Genomic DNA, 18,716 nt, shown 5'->3' with positions numbered 1-18,716 from the left:
CTATCATGTGTAGATTTTTGCAGGGTGAGATGTGGGTAGACCTCCCTACCCGCCATTTCATCCCATGATTGACATAAAAACATACTTTATGTCAAGAAATAATCGGCCATTTTCCGCGTTCTTCGCAATATACATCCCATGTTTTGAAAATTTAGAATAGTTATGAAGAATATCGGAATTGAATTTTCATCTTGCCTTCCTGTGTCTCGATCAAAGGCAGCAAGAGGCACAGGCGCGCAACCTGTTATTTCCGTAGAATCAAGGTCATGACGCCTAAAAAAGAAGTCCGCCACCCGATCGGGCGCCAGACTCCAATAAGTCGAAACCGGAAACAGCTAGCTTAAGCCGTCATAACCCGGATCTTTGGAAGATGGGTGTGTTAAGCCCACTTGGACAGGTCATCAAGGCTGAAAGCACTCTCAGTCAGGAATGCATAAGCTTCTGAGACGGCAGCGACGAGGGTGTCACTTGCCAGAGATTTCCCCCAGATACTTTCTTCGCCAAGGTAAGCCTTGACCATTGCCTCAACACCTTGCGCTTCTTTCAGCGCACCGATTTCAGCCATCTTGGCGATCACGTCTTCTGCATCGCGTGGTGGCAATTCGGCACTGCCTTCAAAGGCACCGGTATAGAAAGCAAGCCATGCGGCCAGCGACAGGCTCATGCAACGCGGCGCCTTGCCGGTTGCTGCCATGGCGCTTTCAAAGCGTGGCAAGTTGCGGGTATGGAACTTGGCCAGACCATTCAGCGAGATATCGTACCAGCGATGCACGATGAACGGGTTGGCAAAACGACGCAGGACCTCGGCACTGAACTCGTTCAGTTCTTCGCGGGGCAACGACAGATATGGGATGATTTCCTGCTCAAGCATGGTGTTGAGGAAGCCGCGCGCGGCCTCGTTGTCCATAGCTTCCTTCACGGAATTGGTGCCAGACAGCAGCGCCAACGGGCAAAGACCGGTATGGGCACCATTGAGGATCGCCACCTTGCGTTCCTTGTAGCCGTCAGCATTTGGCACGATCACCGTGCCCGCATCCTTCTCCGCCATCGGCAGGCAAAGATCAGGCTTGCCTTCGCGCTGCTCAATCACGAGGAAGTGGAACAGTTCGCCGGTTACCATCAGAGGATCAAGATAGCCCAGTTCCTTCTCGATATCGGCTGCTTCATCACGCGGATAGCCCGGCACGATGCGGTCAACCAGCGTGTTGAAGAAGGCATTCTTGCTTTCCAGCCAGCTCATGAAATCTGCACCCAGATCCCAGTCCTTGGCATGCTGATGCACGCATTTTTCCAGCTCATCGGCATTGTGGTCGATCAACTCGCACGGCAGGAAGTGGAAGCCCGGAGCATCGACGCCGCCGCATGTGTTGAAGCGTTCCAGCAGCAGACGGGTCACCTTGGCCGGATAGGAAGCCGGTGGCGTGTCCGTTGCCTTGCAATCGGCATTGTAAACGATGCCGGCTTCGGTGGTGTTGGAGACCACGGCCACAAAGTCGGTGTTACGAGCCAGCGCCAGAACCTCGTCCCACTGTTTGACAGCATTCAGTTCACGACGAACGGCTGAGATGAGGCGGGCATCAGACACAGCCTCTCCATCCGGGCCAACGCCACGGGAGAGAACCGTGTAAACACCATCGCTGTCATTGAGCGAAATCGGCACACCGCCATCAATCGGGCGGACAATGACGACGCCATAGTCACTGCCGCAATCTTCATTCATGCGATCGATTTTCCAATCCATGAAGGCTCTCAGGAAGTTGCCCTCACCAAACTGGATGATCCGTTCTGTCGGACGAGCCCGGCCTGCAAGATTGCTCTCATTCACGCGTTGCATATTCAGTATCCTTCTGAATTCTTCTACTTGATAGGCTTTCGGCGCCCCTCTGGGGCACCGAAGAGGCGGTTCTTACATCACCGCGCCGATATGCCAGGGAATAAACTCGTTATCGCCAAGGCCGAGGGCTTCCGATTTGGTCGGCGCACCTGAGGCAACCTTGAGGATCTCTTCCACGATCTCGGCACCCTTCTGCTCCAATGTCACGCCTTCAGAGAGGATGTCACCGCAGTTGATGTCCATGTCATCCGGCATGGAAGCGAACAGATGATCGTTGGAAGCCACCTTGATGGTCGGGGCTGGCTTGGAGCCATAGGCAGAGCCGCGCCCGGTGGTGAAGATGATCATATGCGCGCCGCCTGCAATCTGGCCGGTACCGCAAACCGGGTCATAGCCCGGGGTATCCATGAAGACGAAGCCATGCTCGGTCACACGTTCGGCATAATCATAGACAGCCGTCAGCGGAGCAGAGCCAGACTTGGCCGTTGCACCAAGAGATTTTTCCAGAATGGTGGTCAGGCCGCCAGCCTTGTTACCCGGGCTCGGGTTGTTGTCGAGGCTACCCTTATGCATCTCAACATAGTCTTCCCACCAGTGGATCTGGGAGACCAGCTTGTCACCCACTTCCTTGCTCACGGCACGACGCAGAAGAAGCTGCTCAGCGCCATAAATCTCAGAAGTTTCGGACAGGATCGAAGTTGCCCCAAGACCAACAAGCATATCGGAGGCCACGCCAAGAGCCGGGTTGGCGGTGATGCCAGAGAATCCATCGGATGCACCACACTGCAGAGCGATCTTCAGTTCCGAGGCCGGGCACTCTTCACGCTTGGCCTTGTTCAGCTCAGGCAGCAGTTCGCGCACCTTGGCCTTTACGGCATCGATGGTTTTGCGCGTGCCGCCCTCTTCCTGAATGGTCATTGAGATGAAGCGATCCATCAAGCTCTGGTTCGGATCGTCGAAATTCTCGCGCATCTTGGAAATCTGCATGACTTCACAGCCAAGGCCGATGAACAGGGCCATACCCACATTCGGATGGGTCGCATGCCCCCAGAGAACCTTGTCGAGAATCTCGAAGCCAAGACCCTTGTTGTTCATGCCGCAGCCGGATTCATGGGTGAAGATCGCAACACCGTCAACATTCTCATAGGCGTCGAACGCGCCTTCAATTTGCAGCTCCTGAGCGGCGCGATGCACAACTGTAGAAGAGCAGTTCACCGTGGAGCACAAGGCGACATAGTTACGCGTGCCGATTGTGCCGTTGGCACGTTTATAGCCCATGAAGGTACGGGCTTCCAGATTGGGGACAGCAGCTTTAGCCGCTTCATAATCGCAACCGATCTCGTAATTCTGACCATGGTCAGAGAAGGCACAGTTGTGAGAATGCACATGCTCGCCAGCTCCAATCGGCTGGGTAGCTCGGCCGATGATCTGGCCGAACTTGATGATCGCTTCGCCCTGTTCATGTGCCTTGCGAGCAATCTTGTGCCCCGGCATGATGTTGCTCTCAAGCGGCGCACCAAGCTCAAGGGGATCTTCACCCTTTTTCGCTCCATGAGGCAATACCGCTATCGTGTCCATTGGGTTCAAAACAATCGGTGGTCTCTTGCTCATTCTCCCGCAGCCCTTTCGTAAATTCATTGCCCGCGTCTCGCGTTTTGGCCGGCTTTTAGTCGATTTAGACTGGTCCTACACCGCCAACGCATCGCATATCGAGCCGATTTTCGTCACGAAGAAGCAATTTCAGGCGTAAAACCGACCATCAGACGCATCCTTAATTCATCCTATGAATATCGGTTTTCTTATGATTTTGTCAAGAATATTTGCCTTGAAATCCCTGAAAATTACGAAAACATCCAATGTATAGCAGGTCTATTTTTAGGTGATTTTGATCGCTTCTAGACGCGCGTGCGTCTTTCCGCTCACTGACAACCGATGCCTCATAGCAAGCAAAAGACAATACGACCAAATAAAACCAGAATGACTGACAAGCCGTTTCATAGTATCTCACGAACGAGAAGACAATGCCTGCCCCAAATGATATACACAATAACACTTAGACCACAAATGAAAGACAAGTAATTAATATCAATGGCATTTTATTATTTCATAAAAATTGCAAATAGTGCAATCTGATCATTTACATTTTAGATATATTCCAATTTTCGAAGCTGGATGTTAATTTAATTACCAACAATAATTCAAAAGCAACTTTTAAAACAATACAACACGCTAGGCAGCATTTTTGCCTTCAAGCAGCACCGATACCGAAGGATTTTTCATGGCTCAGGGCACCATCTTTGCATCCAACACAGGCATTAGGCAGTGGCTTCAGGTTTTCGACGAGAACGGAGACGCACCCGTCAACACGCCCACACGCGTTTCCATCGAAAACTTTGACGGATCTTTGACCACTTTGAACGGCACTGGTTTTACGTTCGACGCTCAGGACTACCTGACCGGAGGGACGCTGACTTCTGTTCAATACACCAATGCCAATGGCAGCACCGTCTATGCAACGATCAGCGGATTTTCTCTCCCCTTCTCGCAATGGGGCAGTGTGTCCGAACTTGACGCTCTGTTTGAAATCATCTTGAGCGGCTCAGATACCTTGAACATTGAGGCTGTAGGCACTGATGCCGAACCATTTGAACTGGATGGTTATAACGGCAATGACACACTCAATGGTGGCTCCGGCGCAGACAAGATGTGGGGCGATTCTGGTGCAGATATCCTCAATGGCAACGGCGGTGACGATATGCTCATCGGCGGTCAGGGCAATGACACCCTGAATGGGGGTGCCGGTTTCGATCAGGTCTATTATAACAATCACTATCAATATGGCGGCACCAATGCCATCACCGTCAGCATTCAGAACGGAACCATCAACGACGCCTATAACAATGTCGATACCTTCACGGGCATCGAATCCTTCCGCGGAACAAGGTATGACGACACCTTCATTGGCGCCAACCAGGACTATGCCCGTTATCAGGGACTGGCCGGCAACGACACCTTCCAGGGTGGTTCCGGTTATGATGCCCTAGATTATCGCAAGGATGCTTTCAATGAGGACGAGAACGGCCTCACAGGAACCTCCGGCGTTACCGTCAACCTCATAACCGGCAAGGCAATCGATGGCTTTGGAGACACAGACACGCTCTCCAGCATTGAAGAAGTCCGCGGCACCGATTATGCCGACACTCTCATTGGTGCCGCCGCCGGCGAACGCCTGCGCGGCGAAGATGGCGACGACACCCTTCGGGGCAATGGTGGAGATGACGTCCTAGAAGGTGGCAATGGCGCAGACAGGCTGATTGGCGGCGCCGGCATTGACATTATGACCGGCAACAATGGCGACGACATCTATTATGTCAATGCTTATGGCGACACGGTAAATGAAGTGGCATTTCAGGGCATAGATCTGGTTATCAGTTCTTCCAACTACAATCTGAAAGCCAACAGCCAGTATATCGAGAATATAACCCTGACGGGCAATGCCAATCTCAATAGCACCGGCAACATGCAAGCCAACACCATGACCGGCAACTCGGGCAACAACACCCTGAGAGGCCTCGTAGGTAACGACACCCTTATCGGCAAGGGCGGTGCTGATGTGCTCATTGGCAATCAGGGCAATGATACGCTGATCGGCAATCTCGGCAATGATACGCTGAACGGTGGCCTCGGCCTTGATACCATGTCGGGCAATCTTGGCAATGACACCTACTATGTCGATGCGTACGGAGACAAGATCAATGAAGCCGCCAATCAAGGCGTCGATCAGGTCTTCAGTTCGTCAAACTACAATCTCAAGGCCAACAGCCAGCATATCGAGAATATTACGCTGATCGGCAAAGGCAACATCAACAGCACCGGCAACATGCAAGACAATAAGATGGTCGGAAACATGGGCAATAACACGCTCAACGGTCTTGCTGGCAACGACACCCTCATAGGCAAGGGCGGAGCAGATACCCTCAACGGCCACATTGGCAATGATACACTCAGCGGCAATCTGGGCAACGATAAGCTCTTTGGTGGCAACGGGGCTGATAAACTCTACGGCCATCAAGGTGCAGACATCCTGAACGGGGGCAACGGCAATGATATCCTCAACGGGGGCGTAGGAAACGACACTCTCTATGCGGCATCCGGCGCAGACAGATTGATCGGCAGCCTCGGCGCAGACTCCATGTATGCTGGCGTGGATAATGGCGTTGACACATTTATTTTCAACTCCATCAACGACAGTAAAGTTGGCGATGCCCTGCATGACACGATCTACGGCTTCGATAACGGGGAAGATAAGATTGATCTCTCCGGCATCGACGCCGACAGCGCCACGGGAGCCAATGATGCTTTTGCTTTCACCGGCACCACAGCAACGGCAAATTCTGTCTGGTATGAAAACGACGGTTCCGACATCATGCTCTATGCGGATGTGAATGGAGACACCACGGCAGACTTTGAAGTGCGCCTGGTCGACACCAGTGCCCTTACAGCTGCAGATATCACCCTTTAATGAAGGGCCCAGCCTTACAGCCCGGCGCGCATTCTGCCTGCCGGGCTGCAATCAACACACAATCTGACGGCTCACCGACTTATTCAAGCAAGCCCGCAAGAACCTCCCTATCAGCTTTGCGCAGGCTCCAACTGCATACCGAGCTGGGCATAGCCTTTGCCGCGCACAAGCCACCCCCATTCATTGCGATTAGCCAGCGGTTCTGATTGCGCCTCTCTCAGTTGCCGGTATATCCTTGCGGCATCGCTGTCTTGCGAAAATGAAGGCGGCAAACAACAGGAGGTGATATGTCAGTGCAAGATCAAAAACTGGTTCGTTGGGGCATTCTTGGCTGCGGTGATGTCACCGAGAAAAAGAGCGGCCCAGCGCTGCAAAAGACCGAGAGATCAGAGCTTTGCTGCGTCATGCGACGCGATCCTGATAAGGCCGCCGACTATGCCAAGCGGCACGGGGTGGCTAACTGGACGGCGGATGCGGACGCACTCATTCAAAACCCTGATCTGACAGCCATCTATATCGCGACACCGCCTCACACGCACGCCGATTATGCCATTCGCGCCATGCGAGCGGGCAAGGATGTTCTGGTCGAAAAGCCCATGGCGCTCACGCCGCAAGAATGCCGAACCATGGAGGCGGTTGCCAAGGAAACCGGGCGCAAACTCTGCGTTGCCTACTATCGGCGCGCGCTGCCACGGTTTGAAAAACTGCGTCAGATCGCCAAAGACGGCACAATCGGTGCCCTGCGCATGATTGAAGTACGCCAATTGATGCGTGCCGAGGATGGCCCCGGGCATCATTGGAAAACCGATCCGGCCATCAATGGCGGCGGTCTGTTCGTCGACATGCAATCGCACACGCTCGACTGGCTAACCTATTTGTTTGGTACGCCAGCCTCTGTCGCTGGCCTTACCAAAACACAAGGGCAAAACACCAAGGCCGAAGATCTGGTGACCTTCATGCTGGATTATGGAGCCTTTCCAGCGATCGGCCTCTGCGCTTACGCGTCAGGAGAAAATGAGGAGCGGGTTACGCTTCATGGCGAAAAGGGTGTGGCCAGCATGCGATTCTTTGCCCCCTCTCCCATCTCACTCACCATCGAGGGCACGGAGCAACTGATCGAGCTTGAAGACCCTCAGCATGTGCACCAGCCCTTCATTGAGCGCGTCGTAGCGCATTTTCTTGATAGCGCCCCCAATCCCTGCTCCCCAGCCGAGGGCATTAGAGTCTCCGAGTTGACCGAGGCGATTTTGAAGGGAACGCACTAAGCCTCCCGTCCTCTTGATAGACAAAACCCGCCCCAACAAACAAAACCCGCAAAGGCGCCAGCAGCGCCCTTGCGGGTTGAAAGATGAGAACGGGCCGCCTTTTAGCAAAGGCAGCCCGTCTAATTTTCAGATCAGCGCAGTTCGTTGATCGGAATGACGTCCATGTCATCAAAGGTCTGGTTCTCACCACCCATTGCCCAGATGAAGGTATAGGCGCAGGTGCCGCAACCAGCATGAATGCTCCAGGACGGGCTGATCACAGCGTCACCGTTATGCATCATGAGATGGCGGGTCTGATCGCCCTCACCCATCATATGGAACACGGCCTGATCTTCAGGCAGGTTGAAATAGGTGTAGATCTCCATGCGACGCTCATGGGTGTGCGCTGGCATGGTGTTCCAGACATTGCCCGGCTCCAACTGGGTCAGGCCCATGGACAGCTGGCAGGTTTCCAGAACGTCCGGATGGATGAACTGGTTGATGACGCGCTTGTTGCAGTTTTCCTGATCGCCCAGCGGAACCTTCTTGGCATCGGCGATTTTGAGGAAGGTGGTCTTGCAGGATTTATGCGCCGGAGCGCTGACCATGTAGAATTTCGCCGGGTTAGACCCGTCAGCGCTCTGGAAGGTCACTTCCTTGGTGCCGCGCGTGATATAGAGGCAATCCTGGAAATCGAGCGTATAGCTGACTCCATCAGCAACAATGGTGCCGGTATTACCGAGATTGAAAATACCGATTTCACGCCGTTCCAGAATATAGTCGGTGCCGAATGTCTTCATGCATTCGATGCCCTTGTCCAGAGGAACGGTTTCGCTAACAGGCATGCAGCCGAAGGTGACCATGCGGTCGACATGGCTGTAGACGGCCTGAATGGTATCGGCAACATAAAGATTAGTGATCTTGAATTCTTCGGCGACCTCTTCCGTGGTCATCCGTTTGAAGTGTTTCTGATTAACGGAATAGCGGATATCCATTAGGCATCTCCTTTGCGTGTTCGCTCAAATCGGTATGGTCATCTACCAGTTGGTAACAACGAAAATGAATCCATACATCCATTCATACTCTTCATATTTCCTGCGCCAAGAGAAAAGTCGCATTTAATTGTCTTGTTTTCGACAATCAACAACTCTCAAGGAGTGAAACCGTCATCAAACCGGCAGCAATCCTGCTGCATTTGCGACACCCACACGGGCCGTTTTCTCTCTTGCCAGCACTTCCACCCGAACTCTTCTCTTGTTGCAGGGACACTCAAGGCCTCATGCCATCAAGCCTGATCCACCGGTCATGATGGCTGGTTTGACGAACAGAGGCTTCGGGCGCCAAGAGCGTTCAGCACAATGGGCCAACCTCAGGCCTTGGCCGGCTCCATTGCAATCTTGACCACAATCTTGCGGACCTGAGATGCTTCTCCTGCCGAGCAGCCTGGGCGATGCACATCCCACGGATAAAAGACTGCATAGGTCCCCTCGGACATTGCCAGCATGCTTTCTTCTTCCAGTCCGTCGAGGAAATAGACATCATTCTGTTCGAGCAGATCCTCGACCACATTCGGGGCCTTGGAAAGGGCTGTCGTTCCGATCAGTTCCGTACCCTTGGCGACATACTGAATATCGATGTAGCGTTTATGCGCTTCGGGTCTGGCTTCATCCTTCGGCTTGGGCTCGTAATCCTGCACCATGGCAAACATCCGGTCCCCGTCGATTTCATTACGCCCTTCGGGCAACGCTACCAAATCGGTTTCTGCGAGGAAACGAAGCCCCTCAAGGATGGTCTGAGGCAGCGTCGAAGCAACCTCGGACAAGTTATCAAGTCGACCATATATCACAAGACCAGTCTCCTAACTGTTTGACGGTCCGGCCACTTGGGGCCGGACCGTGCGGGGTGATTGACACTCTACCGGTCAGAGGGAGGATAAATCAGGCTCTTAGAGCTGATTGACCGGGTAATGAACAGGTTCACCCTTAGCAAACCGCACAGCTTCCTCAGCAACCTTGCGCTTGAGTTCAGCAGAGGACTCTTCTGAATAATAAGCCATGTGCGGGGTAATAAAGACATTGTCCATATCCAGAAGGCGCGATGTCTTGTCGATTGGCTCGGCAGAAATGCAATCCAGCCCGGCGCCACCAAGGGCTCCGGCTTCCAGCTGGACAGCCAACGCTTCTTCATCAATGATGCCGCCACGGGCGGTATTGATAAGGATGGCACCCTGCTTCATGCTTTTGAGCTTGTCGGCATCGATCAGATTCCGCGTCTCATCGGATAGAGGGCAATGAACCGAGACAACGTCGCTCTTGCTCAGCAACTCTTCCAGGCTAACCTGCTTGACGCCGGGGATCTTGGTTTCAAGATCTGTTCTATTCAGATCATGAACCAGAACTTCCTTGCAGAGCGGCAGAGCCTTCTTGGCGAACAGTCCGCCAATGCGGCCAACACCCAAAACGCCAACGGTCATTTCGGAAATCCGACGGATCGGGGCCATCTTGCGGAAGTCCCACTCGCGATTGCGGGTGTGGCTGACAGTGGCCGGGATCTTCCGGATCAGCGCCATCATCAGAGCAAGAGCATGGTCGGACACTTCATGCATGCCATAATCAGGCACGTTGCAAACCTGCACGCCATGACGGGTTGCCGCTTCAAGATCGACATTGTCGACACCAACGCCATACCGCACGATCTGCTTGACTTCCGGCAGAGCCGTGAAGACGCGGTCATCAAACTTGCCATACTGGTTGAGAATGATGTTACCGCCCTTGCATTGTGCGATCACCTCATCCTCGGTACGAGCGGCCATATGGGTAAAATCCAGACCGGCCTCAGCGAGCACATCTTTTTCGATCTGCATCGACTCGTGGTCACAATCAGATACGATGACTTTCATAAGCTTATCTTTCACTTTCAAAATGCGGCGCGATTAGCGGCCCAGATATCCGCCGTCGACGGGGATGATGGTGCCATTCACATAGTCGGAAGCCCCTGAGGCAAGGAACAGCAGCGGCCCCTTCATGTCATCCGGCGTGCCCCAGCGATGGGTCGGGATGCGCGCAGAAATCTCGGCATTCCGGCCTTCATCAGCCAGCAGAGCCGTATTCATGTCGGTTGCCATGTAGCCCGGAGCCAGTGCGTTGATGCAGATGCCTTGGCTGGCCCATTCATTCGAAAGCGCCTTGGTCAACTGGGCAATGCCGCCCTTGCTGGCCGCATAGGCCGGAACGGTGTAGCCACCAAAGAAGCTCAGCAGCGACGCGATGTTGACGATCTTACCACGCCCTTTTGGCAGCATCACGCGGGCAGCCCGCTGGCAGAGATCGAAGACAGCAGTCAAGTTGACTTCCAGAACGGCATTCCAGTCATCAAGCGGAAATTCCTCGCTCTTGTGACGCTTCTGCACGCCCGCTGCGGTGACCAGAATATCCAGATCGCCGCCCAATGCTTCGAGCGCCTTGTTAAAGCCCTCTTCGCGGGCCTTGGCGTCTGCCAGATCCACGGTCAGACCATGGCAGGTAAATCCGCGATCACAAAATTCTTTGGCCACATCATGCACGCTGGCACCCGAGCCAAAGATGACCACTTCAACACCGGCTTCAAGAAGCACTTCGGCCATGCCTTTGCCAAGCCCGCGCGTACCGCCCGTGACAATGGCTTTCTGACCTTTTACGTCATATGGGTTCATAATTTAGTCTTTCTGAATTTCTTATGCCTGACAATCGACGAGAACCTTGACCGTGTTGACGGCCGGATCTGCGATCATGTCGAAGATGCCTTCGGATTCGGAGAGCGGAACAATCTGGGTCACCACTTTTTCAAGGTCTTCGGCAATGGTCTGCGCATAGGCAACAGACATTTCGAATTCCTGCTTGGTGTAGACGCGTGAGCCGATCAGGAGCTGTTCCTTGAAGTTCATGTCGCGCAAATCAACCGGACGTTCTTCCTTGTGAATGCCAGTCATGCAGATGGTGCCACCGATACGGCAAAGCTTGGTCATTTCAGCTGCCGAGCTTGGAGCGCCGGAACATTCGAACACGATGTCCACGCCTTCTTCGTTGGTGGTCTCGTTGATATAGTCAACAAGATTGGTGTCTCTCACATTGACAGTTTCCAGACCAAGATCCTCGCAGACGTCAAGGCGGGCCTGATCAACATCGGAAATAACAATGCGGGATGCTCCAGAATGCTTGAGAACGATGGCCGTCAAAACGCCAATCGGACCGGCGCCAGTGACAACCGTAGAATTCAGCACATCAAAACGGGCCTGATGCAGAGAGCGCACTACTACGGCCAGAGGCTCGACCAGAGCGGCAATCTTGTCGGTCATCGTGTCAGGAACCTTGAACAGTACATCTTCATTGACCCATGCACAGTCAGCCATGCCACCGTCCTTGTCGATACCGATGAGCTTCAGGCTCTTGCAGACATGCGGATGGCCTGTGCGGCAGGCAAGGCATTCACCACAGGACAAAAGCGGATAGGCAACTACGCGGTCTCCCGGAGCAAAGCGCCCGGACCCATCCTGAATTTCCTCGATGGTACCAACAAATTCGTGCCCAAGCACCAGTGGCGCCGTTGCGCGCGGATGTTTGCCTGCAAAAATGCCGATATCGGTGCCGCAAACACCACAATAGTGCATCTTGATTTTGGCAGCTCCGCTGCGTCCTTCGGGCACAGGAACGTCTTGAACTTCCACCTTATGCGGGGCCGTATATACTAGAGCTTTCATTTTGTTTCTCCTTCATGAGGCGACCTCATTGGAGCGTTGCCGCCCGGTGAGCTGTCGCCTGCCTGACCTTTGCGCCAGCGAGGGCGGAAAGGTCAAAACTCTCCTGTTGCCGAGCAAAGATGCTCGGCAATTCCATTTTCTACACCTTGCTTGCGATGATCAATTCATCAGGCCTGCCAGACGAGGCAGAGCGAGTGAAATTTCCGGTACGAATGTGACAACCATCAACAAACAGCACAAGATCAGGAAGTAAGGCAACATCGGTTTGACAACCTGCTCGATCTTCAAATCCGCTATTCGACAGCCGACAAACAGAATGGGTCCAACCGGCGGCGTAATCGTACCGATGCAGAGGTTGAAGACCATCAACACACCGAAATGCACCACATCAAAACCAAGAGACATGGCAATCGGCAGGAAGATCGGAGCGAAAATCAGGATCGCAGGGGTCGGATCCATCACGCAGCCCAGCAGCAGCATCACGAAGTTCATGATGATCATGATCAGGATCGGGCTGTCGGTAATGCTCAGAAGCGAGTCCGCAATGATGTTCGGGATTTTGGCAAAAGCCATGATCCAGCCCATGATGGCAGAAACACCGATCATGAAGATGATCATGGATGTTGTCTTGACGGTCGCCAACAGGAAGCGCGGGATCATGTTGACCGTGATGGTGCGATATAGGAACGACAGGATCGTTACATACACAACAGCAATACAGCTGGCTTCCGTCGGCGTGAAGATACCAGAGATGATACCACCAACCACAACGAAGATCAGGAACAGGGATGGAACCGCATCAACAGTGATCTTCACATTGTCTTTGAAGCTGCCCAGCTTTTCGGATTTATATCCGGCTTTGCGCGCAAAGAACATGGCAGGGATCATGCAACCCAATCCCCACAGAATGCCCGGACCGTAACCGGCAACGAACAGAGCGGCAACAGATGCGCCACCACTGGCGAGCGAGTAGATGATGAAAGTGTTGCTGGGCGGGATAAGCATGCCCGCAGGCGCAGAAGCAATATTGGCGGCCGCCGCGACATTGGGATCATAGCCCTCGTTCTTCTGCTGCGGACCAATCGCGCCACCAATAGCAGCAGCAGCGGCAACCCCTGAGCCACTGATCGCGCCAAACAGCATGTTGGCCACGATGTTGGTCTGGATGAGAGCCCCAGGGATAAACCAGATGACCGCCTTGGCGAAGTTGATCAACCTTTGGGCGATACCTCCGTTGGTCATGATAATCCCGGCCAGAACGAAGAAGGGAATGGCCAGCAGGGAGAATGAATTGATTCCGGCAAAAACACGCTGGGCTGCGGTAATTGCCATCCGATCGAAACCGAAGATGGTGGTCATGGCCGCCACGGAACCAATCCCCATGGCGATACTGATCGGCACACCAATTGCGAGAAGAATTGGTATGGAAATGAGCATAATTAGGCCGATATCGGCTGCGTTTGCCACTGGGTCAGCCCTCCATCTTGCTGGATTGGTCCTTGCCCAATGCGGTCAAGGATTTGAAATCGTTCCAGATATTGTAGAAACAATAGAAAACAGAGAAGGCGCCACTCAATGGAAGAGCCAGATAGATCTGCCCTGTTCTGATGACCGGAATTGCCGCATTTGTCTGACGCATCGTCCGGTTGACAGCATCAACACCCCCGATAAGCAGAATGGAGGTGACAAACCCGAGGATCAAAAGACTGATGATGATCTGGAAAATCAGTTGTTTTCTGGCAGACATCATGTCGAGGCCGATCTCGATGGCCATATGCCCTTTTTCACCGAACAGCAAAGCTGCTCCCAAAAGAACGAACCAGACAAACATGATTTTGGAGAGCTCTTCGGAGAATGCCCCGGAGCTATTGAAGAAAAAGCGCCCCACAACCTGCCAGGTTACAGCAACCACCAGAAGACCGCACAGGATTATGCAGCTCGTAGCCAGAATGCGATCAGCCCAGCGCTTAATAGCATGCATTGAAACTTCCTCCTTCGCCCTTGAATGAGGACCGGATGCAAGCACCCGGCCTCTCTTGGCTTTGGAACCTTGCTACAGATTATTCACCGTGGATCTGGCTATAGATCTTCTTGGTAACGTCACTGCTCAGTTTCTTTTCAGTAAGAGGCTTCACAGCATCTCTGAAGGACTGCAGATCAACCTGGTTGAACTTGGCACCGGCTTTCTCAGCGTCGGCTTTTGCAACAGCAACAGCTTCAGCGAAGGACTCATATTCATAGTCGACAGCTTTTGGCAGTTCTTCAGCAAAGATCTGTTTCACATCGTCCGGCAGATCATTGTAGATGTCAGCGCTCATGATGAGATAGTCTGGCATCATCAGGTGCTGGGTATAGGAATAGTATGGTGCGATTTCGCTGTGTTTCAGGGAAGAGTAGACGATTTCGTTGTTTTCGCCACCGTCAAGAACACCGGTCTGAATAGCGGTGTAAACTTCGCCCTGACCCATTGCGATACCGTTACCACCCATCAGGTTCATCATTTCGATGTTGGTATCAGACTGCATCACGCGGATTTTATCGCCGCCCATATCAGCAGGTTTCTCAACCGGACCGGACTTGCGGTAAACGTTGCGAACGCCGCCATGGAAGGCAGCCAGAACAACGATACCCTGATCTTCAACAGAATGATAAAGATCACCCACGATTGCAGGATCGTTCACAACCTGACGCTGCTGTTCAACACTGTCGAACATGTAAGGCAGGTTGAAGATAACGAAATCAGGGTTCCAGCTTTCCAGAAGACTTGCAGCAGCCAGCGACATGGCGATGGTGCCGGTCTGGGTCATCTCGATGGCTTCTTTCTGAGCGCCGAGCAATTCGTTGGGATAGACCTCAACTTTATACTCGCCGTTTGTACGCTCAGCCAGAGCCTCGCCGAATTTCTGCATGGCCTTGAACTGCGGATGGGATTCCGGCTGGTTGAAGGCAACCTGAAATACGGTTTCAGCCATAACAGGGGTTGCGCCATAAACAGCCGAAAGAGCGAGCGCCCCCACACCTGCGACCGCAGCAATAGCACTATAATGTTTCATAACTTCCTCCATTTGTAGATCAAACACATGTAGATCCAACGCGGCGGCAACCCCTCTTAAATCCATAAGGAAGCTGCCCCTAATTCAGCGAAGTGGTTTCTCTCCGCCATCTATCGAGGACTTGTTCCAAGTCCCCTGTAAAGTAGCTCGGGTTGCGATCTCGGATCTCGCTCAGATCCTCGGCACTCAGGCCGGCAAGATGCAACCGCATGGCCTCCGCAGCGCGGTCTTCATCATGAGCAGCAATCGCCTCGACAATATCGGCGTGCTCCTGCAACACCCGCTCCATACGCAAAGGCTGCTGAATGGTCAGAAGCCGGTAGCGGTCAACATGAAGCTTGATCCGATCGATGATCGTCCAGATTCCCGGGTATCCTCCCGCCAAAGCGATCGCGTGATGAAGATCTTCATCCGTTGCGTAGAATTTCTCGTAGTCTTCCGCTTCCTTATGCTCCTGCTGGGCAATGATAAGCGCGCGCATTCTTGCAATGTCGCTGCCCTTGGCCAGCTGAACGGCGGCTTTCGTCGTCACCTGCTCCAGAGCAGCTCTTGCCACTTGAGATTCCAAAACATCAGCAATGGGGATTTTCGCAACCGAAGTGCCCGATTTCGGCACGATGTCGACCAACCGTTCCTCCGCAAGGCGCAGCAGCGCTTCGCGAATGGGGGTGCGGCTGACCCCGTGTTCCAAAGCGATCTCTTTCTCACTGATCGCTTCTCCGGGGAGACGCTGCATTGAAACGATTTCGGTGCGTAGCCGGCGATGCACAATCTGCGTTGTCGTCAACGCGCGATGATTGCCACCTGCCGCCATAGTTCCTCCACCAACAGCCAGACTGCTGATCATTGTTATCTCCTCTTCGGTATATCTCATATATCTTGTATACAAGTTTGTAAAGGCCGATTCTCCTTCGGCTCATTGAACGCAAAATGTCCGCGAAATTTGCACCCAAGCATGTCAGTAAGAACCACAAGGGTAGCAAAAAGACCCCCAGCCCAAAGACACACGCTATTCGCGCACAGCCTAGTGGCAACAAAATCGCCACATCAAACACTTACCACTATTTATCAGCAAATTTAACTATTCTAGTACATCTGGCATACATGCCCCTTATTCAGCGCTGCTCCTGCACAAACCAAGTGTAACTACTTATAAAATCACTCAATAAACAAGTTGGGGAAATGTCTTCGCCTTCACAGAGCATTTTCCTCTCCCGCCTCCCGCGGCCCTCAGAGAAAGGAGAATTGAAAAACAAACGATTGAATTAATTGATCTAATTTTATCCATTTCCATATAGAAAAAATCCGATCAAAGACCGCAGTGTCTCCCCAATTCAGCTATCCAGACCATCAAATTCCCTCCGTCTGAAAAACAGGCCCTGCTTGTCATCAAGATTCTGTTTGACGCCACTGGTATAACAGGTTAACAGTTATACCATGAAACTATCCTTGCGCAGAAAATTGTCGGACGAGGTCCGCATCAAACTGGAAGAGCTCATCAGGGACGAGATTTATCCTGAGGGCAGCTCCTTGCCTTCTGAACGCGAGTTGATGGAGATGTTCGATGTCGGACGCCCATCCATTCGCGAAGCCCTTTTCGGGCTGGAGAGAATGGGCCTCATCAAGATCAAGATGGGAGAGAAGGCGCGTGTCACGCGCCCGACCCCGCAGGCCTTGCTGTCATCTCTGTCAGGAGTCGCCAACATCCTGCTGGATTCCTCCGAAGGTGTTCAGAATTTCGAGCAGGCTCGTATTTTCCTTGAAGGGGCCGTCGCCCGCTATGCGGCAGAAAACGCAACCGGAGCCCAGATAGAAGCACTGGAAGAGGCGTTGAGGCAGAATGAACAGACCATCATGAAGCCGCGCGCCTTTGCCATCACCGACGTCGCCTTCCATCGCTTGCTGACCAGCATTCCGGACAATCCCATTTTCATGGCGATGCATGATGCGCTCGTCGACTGGATGATCAACCAGCGCCCGCTGCCCAAGGATGAAGGCATTTCCAACACCAAGAGTTTCGAAGGCCATGTGGCAATTTTCAACGCGATCAGGGACCGCAAGCCCATCGACGCCATGATGGCCATGGAAGAACATCTCAAGGATGTTCAGAAGCGATATCAGGAATTCGGTTAGGAGGACCATTTCCCTCGCCAGAGCGCTTGGAACGCAAGGCGGGAGGATATCGAACGAAGGACCACGCGAGGCCGGATGACTTTCGGCCTGCTTGAAAATCAGGAGAAATGCAAAAAGCGATCTGGATGCCCCATCCGGTTCGCGCCCCGAAAGGGAAAAAAATACTCAGACATGATTAAGGGAGGAACCTATGAAACATGTACTGACTTGCCTGGCGGTTGCCGGCATGCTCGTCGCTGGCCCTGCGCTGGCTCAGGATACGCGCACGCTCTCATTTGGCATGCAAGGGACGCCGGGCGACCCACAATATCAAGGCGTCATGGAGGCCGCCAAGGTATTGGAGGAAGAATCCAACGGCCGCCTCAAACTTGAGGTGTTCCCCAATTCGCAGCTCGGCACCTTTACCGAAATGATGGAACAGGTCACGCTGGGTGATCTCGATTTCACACTGAACCCGTTTGGCGGTATGGACCCATGGGTCTCGCGCGCCGTGATCGCCAGTACCGCCTATGTGGTCAAGGATTTCGATCATCTGCAGAAAATTCTGGCATCGGATTGGGGACAGGGCGTTCTGGAAGAAATGCGCACGGAAAATGGTTGGAGGACCGTTGATTCCTGGTATTTCGGCACCCGCGAAACCACATCCAACAAGCCCATCACGAAACTGGAAGACTTTAAAGGCATGAAGCTGCGCGTGCCAAATTCCGCGCCTCAGCTTCAATGGGCAAAAGCCATGGGTGCCAGCCCGACCCCTGTTGCCTTTGCAGAGGTCTATCTGGCCCTGCAAACCAATCAGGTTGACGGACAGGAAAACCCGCTCCCGATCATCGACGCCATGAAATTCATGGAAGTGCAGAGCAACATCACCCTGACCAACCATCTGGTTCAGGATCAGCTCGTGCTGATGTCAGAGGAAACATGGAAAGATCTGTCTGAAGAAGACCAGAAGATCGTCATGGATGCCTTCAAGGCCGGCGGTTTGGTCAACAATAAGGTGGTCAAGGATAACGAAGCCGCCCTGCTGAGCAAGTTCGAAGACAATGGCGCCAAGGTCAATCGCCCAGAACTGGCTCCTTTCCGAGCAGCCATGGAACCATCCTACAAGGAACTCGACAGCAAGTTCGGCGAGGGAATTGTCGAAAAACTCTCCAGTCTGGCTGACTGACCCCTCCTCCACTCATGCGCCTCGCAATTC

15 protein-coding genes are annotated in these 18,716 nt (G+C 53.1%); 4 read left to right on the top strand and 11 right to left on the bottom strand.

The features are described 5' to 3' along the window. Nucleotides 1-379 precede the first annotated feature (379 nt). Together ACKPCT_RS01210 and ACKPCT_RS01205 are read right to left on the bottom strand one after the other, a co-directional pair. Complete coding sequence (locus ACKPCT_RS01210) at nt 380-1,834, bottom strand: tagaturonate reductase (protein WP_319568152.1); 1,455 nt, start codon at nt 1,832-1,834, stop codon at nt 380-382. Between the two features lie 72 nt (nt 1,835-1,906). Continuing rightward, nucleotides 1,907-3,445, bottom strand: coding sequence for a UxaA family hydrolase (locus ACKPCT_RS01205; protein ID WP_090072732.1), 1,539 nt, complete (start codon nt 3,443-3,445; stop codon nt 1,907-1,909). A 667-nt stretch (nt 3,446-4,112) separates the two neighbouring features. Between ACKPCT_RS01205 and ACKPCT_RS01200 the strand changes: the two genes are divergently transcribed. Beyond that, nucleotides 4,113-6,356 (top strand): hypothetical protein, encoded by a 2,244-nt coding sequence (locus ACKPCT_RS01200; RefSeq protein ID WP_319568151.1) that lies wholly within the window; start codon nt 4,113-4,115, stop codon nt 6,354-6,356. A gap of 287 nt (nt 6,357-6,643) precedes the next feature. After that, nucleotides 6,644-7,621, top strand: a complete 978-nt coding sequence (locus ACKPCT_RS01195; protein WP_319568150.1) for a Gfo/Idh/MocA family protein — start codon at nt 6,644-6,646, stop codon at nt 7,619-7,621. A 131-nt stretch (nt 7,622-7,752) separates the two neighbouring features. On the opposite strand, the gene kduI is transcribed toward ACKPCT_RS01195, so the two are convergent. From kduI to ACKPCT_RS01150, 9 genes are all read right to left on the bottom strand, one after another. Beyond that, nucleotides 7,753-8,595, bottom strand: a complete 843-nt coding sequence (gene kduI / locus ACKPCT_RS01190; protein WP_090072737.1) for a 5-dehydro-4-deoxy-D-glucuronate isomerase — start codon at nt 8,593-8,595, stop codon at nt 7,753-7,755. A gap of 374 nt (nt 8,596-8,969) precedes the next feature. Continuing rightward, nucleotides 8,970-9,446, bottom strand: coding sequence for a YhcH/YjgK/YiaL family protein (locus ACKPCT_RS01185; protein WP_319568149.1), 477 nt, complete (start codon nt 9,444-9,446; stop codon nt 8,970-8,972). Between the two features lie 99 nt (nt 9,447-9,545). Then, entirely contained in the window at nt 9,546-10,499 is a 954-nt protein-coding gene (locus ACKPCT_RS01180) for a C-terminal binding protein (protein ID WP_090072740.1), read from the bottom strand. Between the two features lie 33 nt (nt 10,500-10,532). Continuing rightward, the gene (locus ACKPCT_RS01175) at nt 10,533-11,291 is read right to left on the bottom strand and encodes an SDR family NAD(P)-dependent oxidoreductase (protein ID WP_090072742.1); all 759 of its coding nucleotides are present in this window, start codon (nt 11,289-11,291) and stop codon (nt 10,533-10,535) included. Nucleotides 11,292-11,312: 21 nt separating this feature from the next. Then, entirely contained in the window at nt 11,313-12,335 is a 1,023-nt protein-coding gene (locus tag ACKPCT_RS01170; RefSeq protein WP_319568148.1) for a zinc-dependent alcohol dehydrogenase, read from the bottom strand. A 159-nt stretch (nt 12,336-12,494) separates the two neighbouring features. After that, nucleotides 12,495-13,802: a TRAP transporter large permease gene (locus ACKPCT_RS01165; protein WP_210186737.1), complete on the bottom strand. Its 1,308-nt coding sequence runs from the start codon at nt 13,800-13,802 to the stop codon at nt 12,495-12,497. Between the two features lie 4 nt (nt 13,803-13,806). Next, a complete protein-coding gene (locus ACKPCT_RS01160) occupies nt 13,807-14,316 on the bottom strand; it encodes a TRAP transporter small permease (protein ID WP_090072745.1) in 510 nt (169 codons plus the stop codon). Between the two features lie 79 nt (nt 14,317-14,395). Then, a complete protein-coding gene (locus ACKPCT_RS01155) occupies nt 14,396-15,388 on the bottom strand; it encodes a TRAP transporter substrate-binding protein (RefSeq protein WP_090072747.1) in 993 nt (330 codons plus the stop codon). 79 nt (nt 15,389-15,467) lie between these two features. Next, nucleotides 15,468-16,235, bottom strand: coding sequence for a GntR family transcriptional regulator (locus tag ACKPCT_RS01150; protein ID WP_090072748.1), 768 nt, complete (start codon nt 16,233-16,235; stop codon nt 15,468-15,470). Between the two features lie 590 nt (nt 16,236-16,825). On the opposite strand from ACKPCT_RS01150, the gene nanR reads away from it, so the two are divergent. Then, a complete protein-coding gene (gene nanR / locus ACKPCT_RS01145) occupies nt 16,826-17,521 on the top strand; it encodes a transcriptional regulator NanR (RefSeq protein WP_090072750.1) in 696 nt (231 codons plus the stop codon). Nucleotides 17,522-17,711: 190 nt separating this feature from the next. After that, nucleotides 17,712-18,686 (top strand): sialic acid TRAP transporter substrate-binding protein SiaP, encoded by a 975-nt coding sequence (locus tag ACKPCT_RS01140; protein ID WP_090072751.1) that lies wholly within the window; start codon nt 17,712-17,714, stop codon nt 18,684-18,686. Nucleotides 18,687-18,716: the final 30 nt, after the last annotated feature.

This window comes from Cohaesibacter marisflavi, from assembly GCF_963665895.2.
Classification (GTDB): domain Bacteria; phylum Pseudomonadota; class Alphaproteobacteria; order Rhizobiales; family Cohaesibacteraceae; genus Cohaesibacter; species Cohaesibacter marisflavi.
Note: the sequence above shows the minus strand (reverse complement) of the source record. Positions and strands in the feature narration are given on the sequence as shown.

Excerpts from the sequence above, each read along its gene's own strand:
- ACKPCT_RS01175 (WP_090072742.1), bottom strand. The coding sequence starts at position 11,291 with ATGAACCCATATGACGTAAAAGGTCAGAAAGCCATTGTCACGGGCGGT.
- ACKPCT_RS01195 (WP_319568150.1), top strand. The coding sequence starts at position 6,644 with ATGTCAGTGCAAGATCAAAAACTGGTTCGTTGGGGCATTCTTGGCTGC.
- ACKPCT_RS01140 (WP_090072751.1), top strand. The coding sequence starts at position 17,712 with ATGAAACATGTACTGACTTGCCTGGCGGTTGCCGGCATGCTCGTCGCT.
- ACKPCT_RS01160 (WP_090072745.1), bottom strand. The coding sequence starts at position 14,316 with ATGCATGCTATTAAGCGCTGGGCTGATCGCATTCTGGCTACGAGCTGC.
- ACKPCT_RS01170 (WP_319568148.1), bottom strand. The coding sequence starts at position 12,335 with ATGAAAGCTCTAGTATATACGGCCCCGCATAAGGTGGAAGTTCAAGAC.
- ACKPCT_RS01210 (WP_319568152.1), bottom strand. The coding sequence starts at position 1,834 with ATGCAACGCGTGAATGAGAGCAATCTTGCAGGCCGGGCTCGTCCGACA.
- ACKPCT_RS01200 (WP_319568151.1), top strand. The coding sequence starts at position 4,113 with ATGGCTCAGGGCACCATCTTTGCATCCAACACAGGCATTAGGCAGTGG.
- ACKPCT_RS01180 (WP_090072740.1), bottom strand. The coding sequence starts at position 10,499 with ATGAAAGTCATCGTATCTGATTGTGACCACGAGTCGATGCAGATCGAA.
- ACKPCT_RS01150 (WP_090072748.1), bottom strand. The coding sequence starts at position 16,235 with ATGATCAGCAGTCTGGCTGTTGGTGGAGGAACTATGGCGGCAGGTGGC.
- kduI (WP_090072737.1), bottom strand. The coding sequence starts at position 8,595 with ATGGATATCCGCTATTCCGTTAATCAGAAACACTTCAAACGGATGACC.
- ACKPCT_RS01155 (WP_090072747.1), bottom strand. The coding sequence starts at position 15,388 with ATGAAACATTATAGTGCTATTGCTGCGGTCGCAGGTGTGGGGGCGCTC.
- nanR (WP_090072750.1), top strand. The coding sequence starts at position 16,826 with ATGAAACTATCCTTGCGCAGAAAATTGTCGGACGAGGTCCGCATCAAA.
- ACKPCT_RS01205 (WP_090072732.1), bottom strand. The coding sequence starts at position 3,445 with ATGAGCAAGAGACCACCGATTGTTTTGAACCCAATGGACACGATAGCG.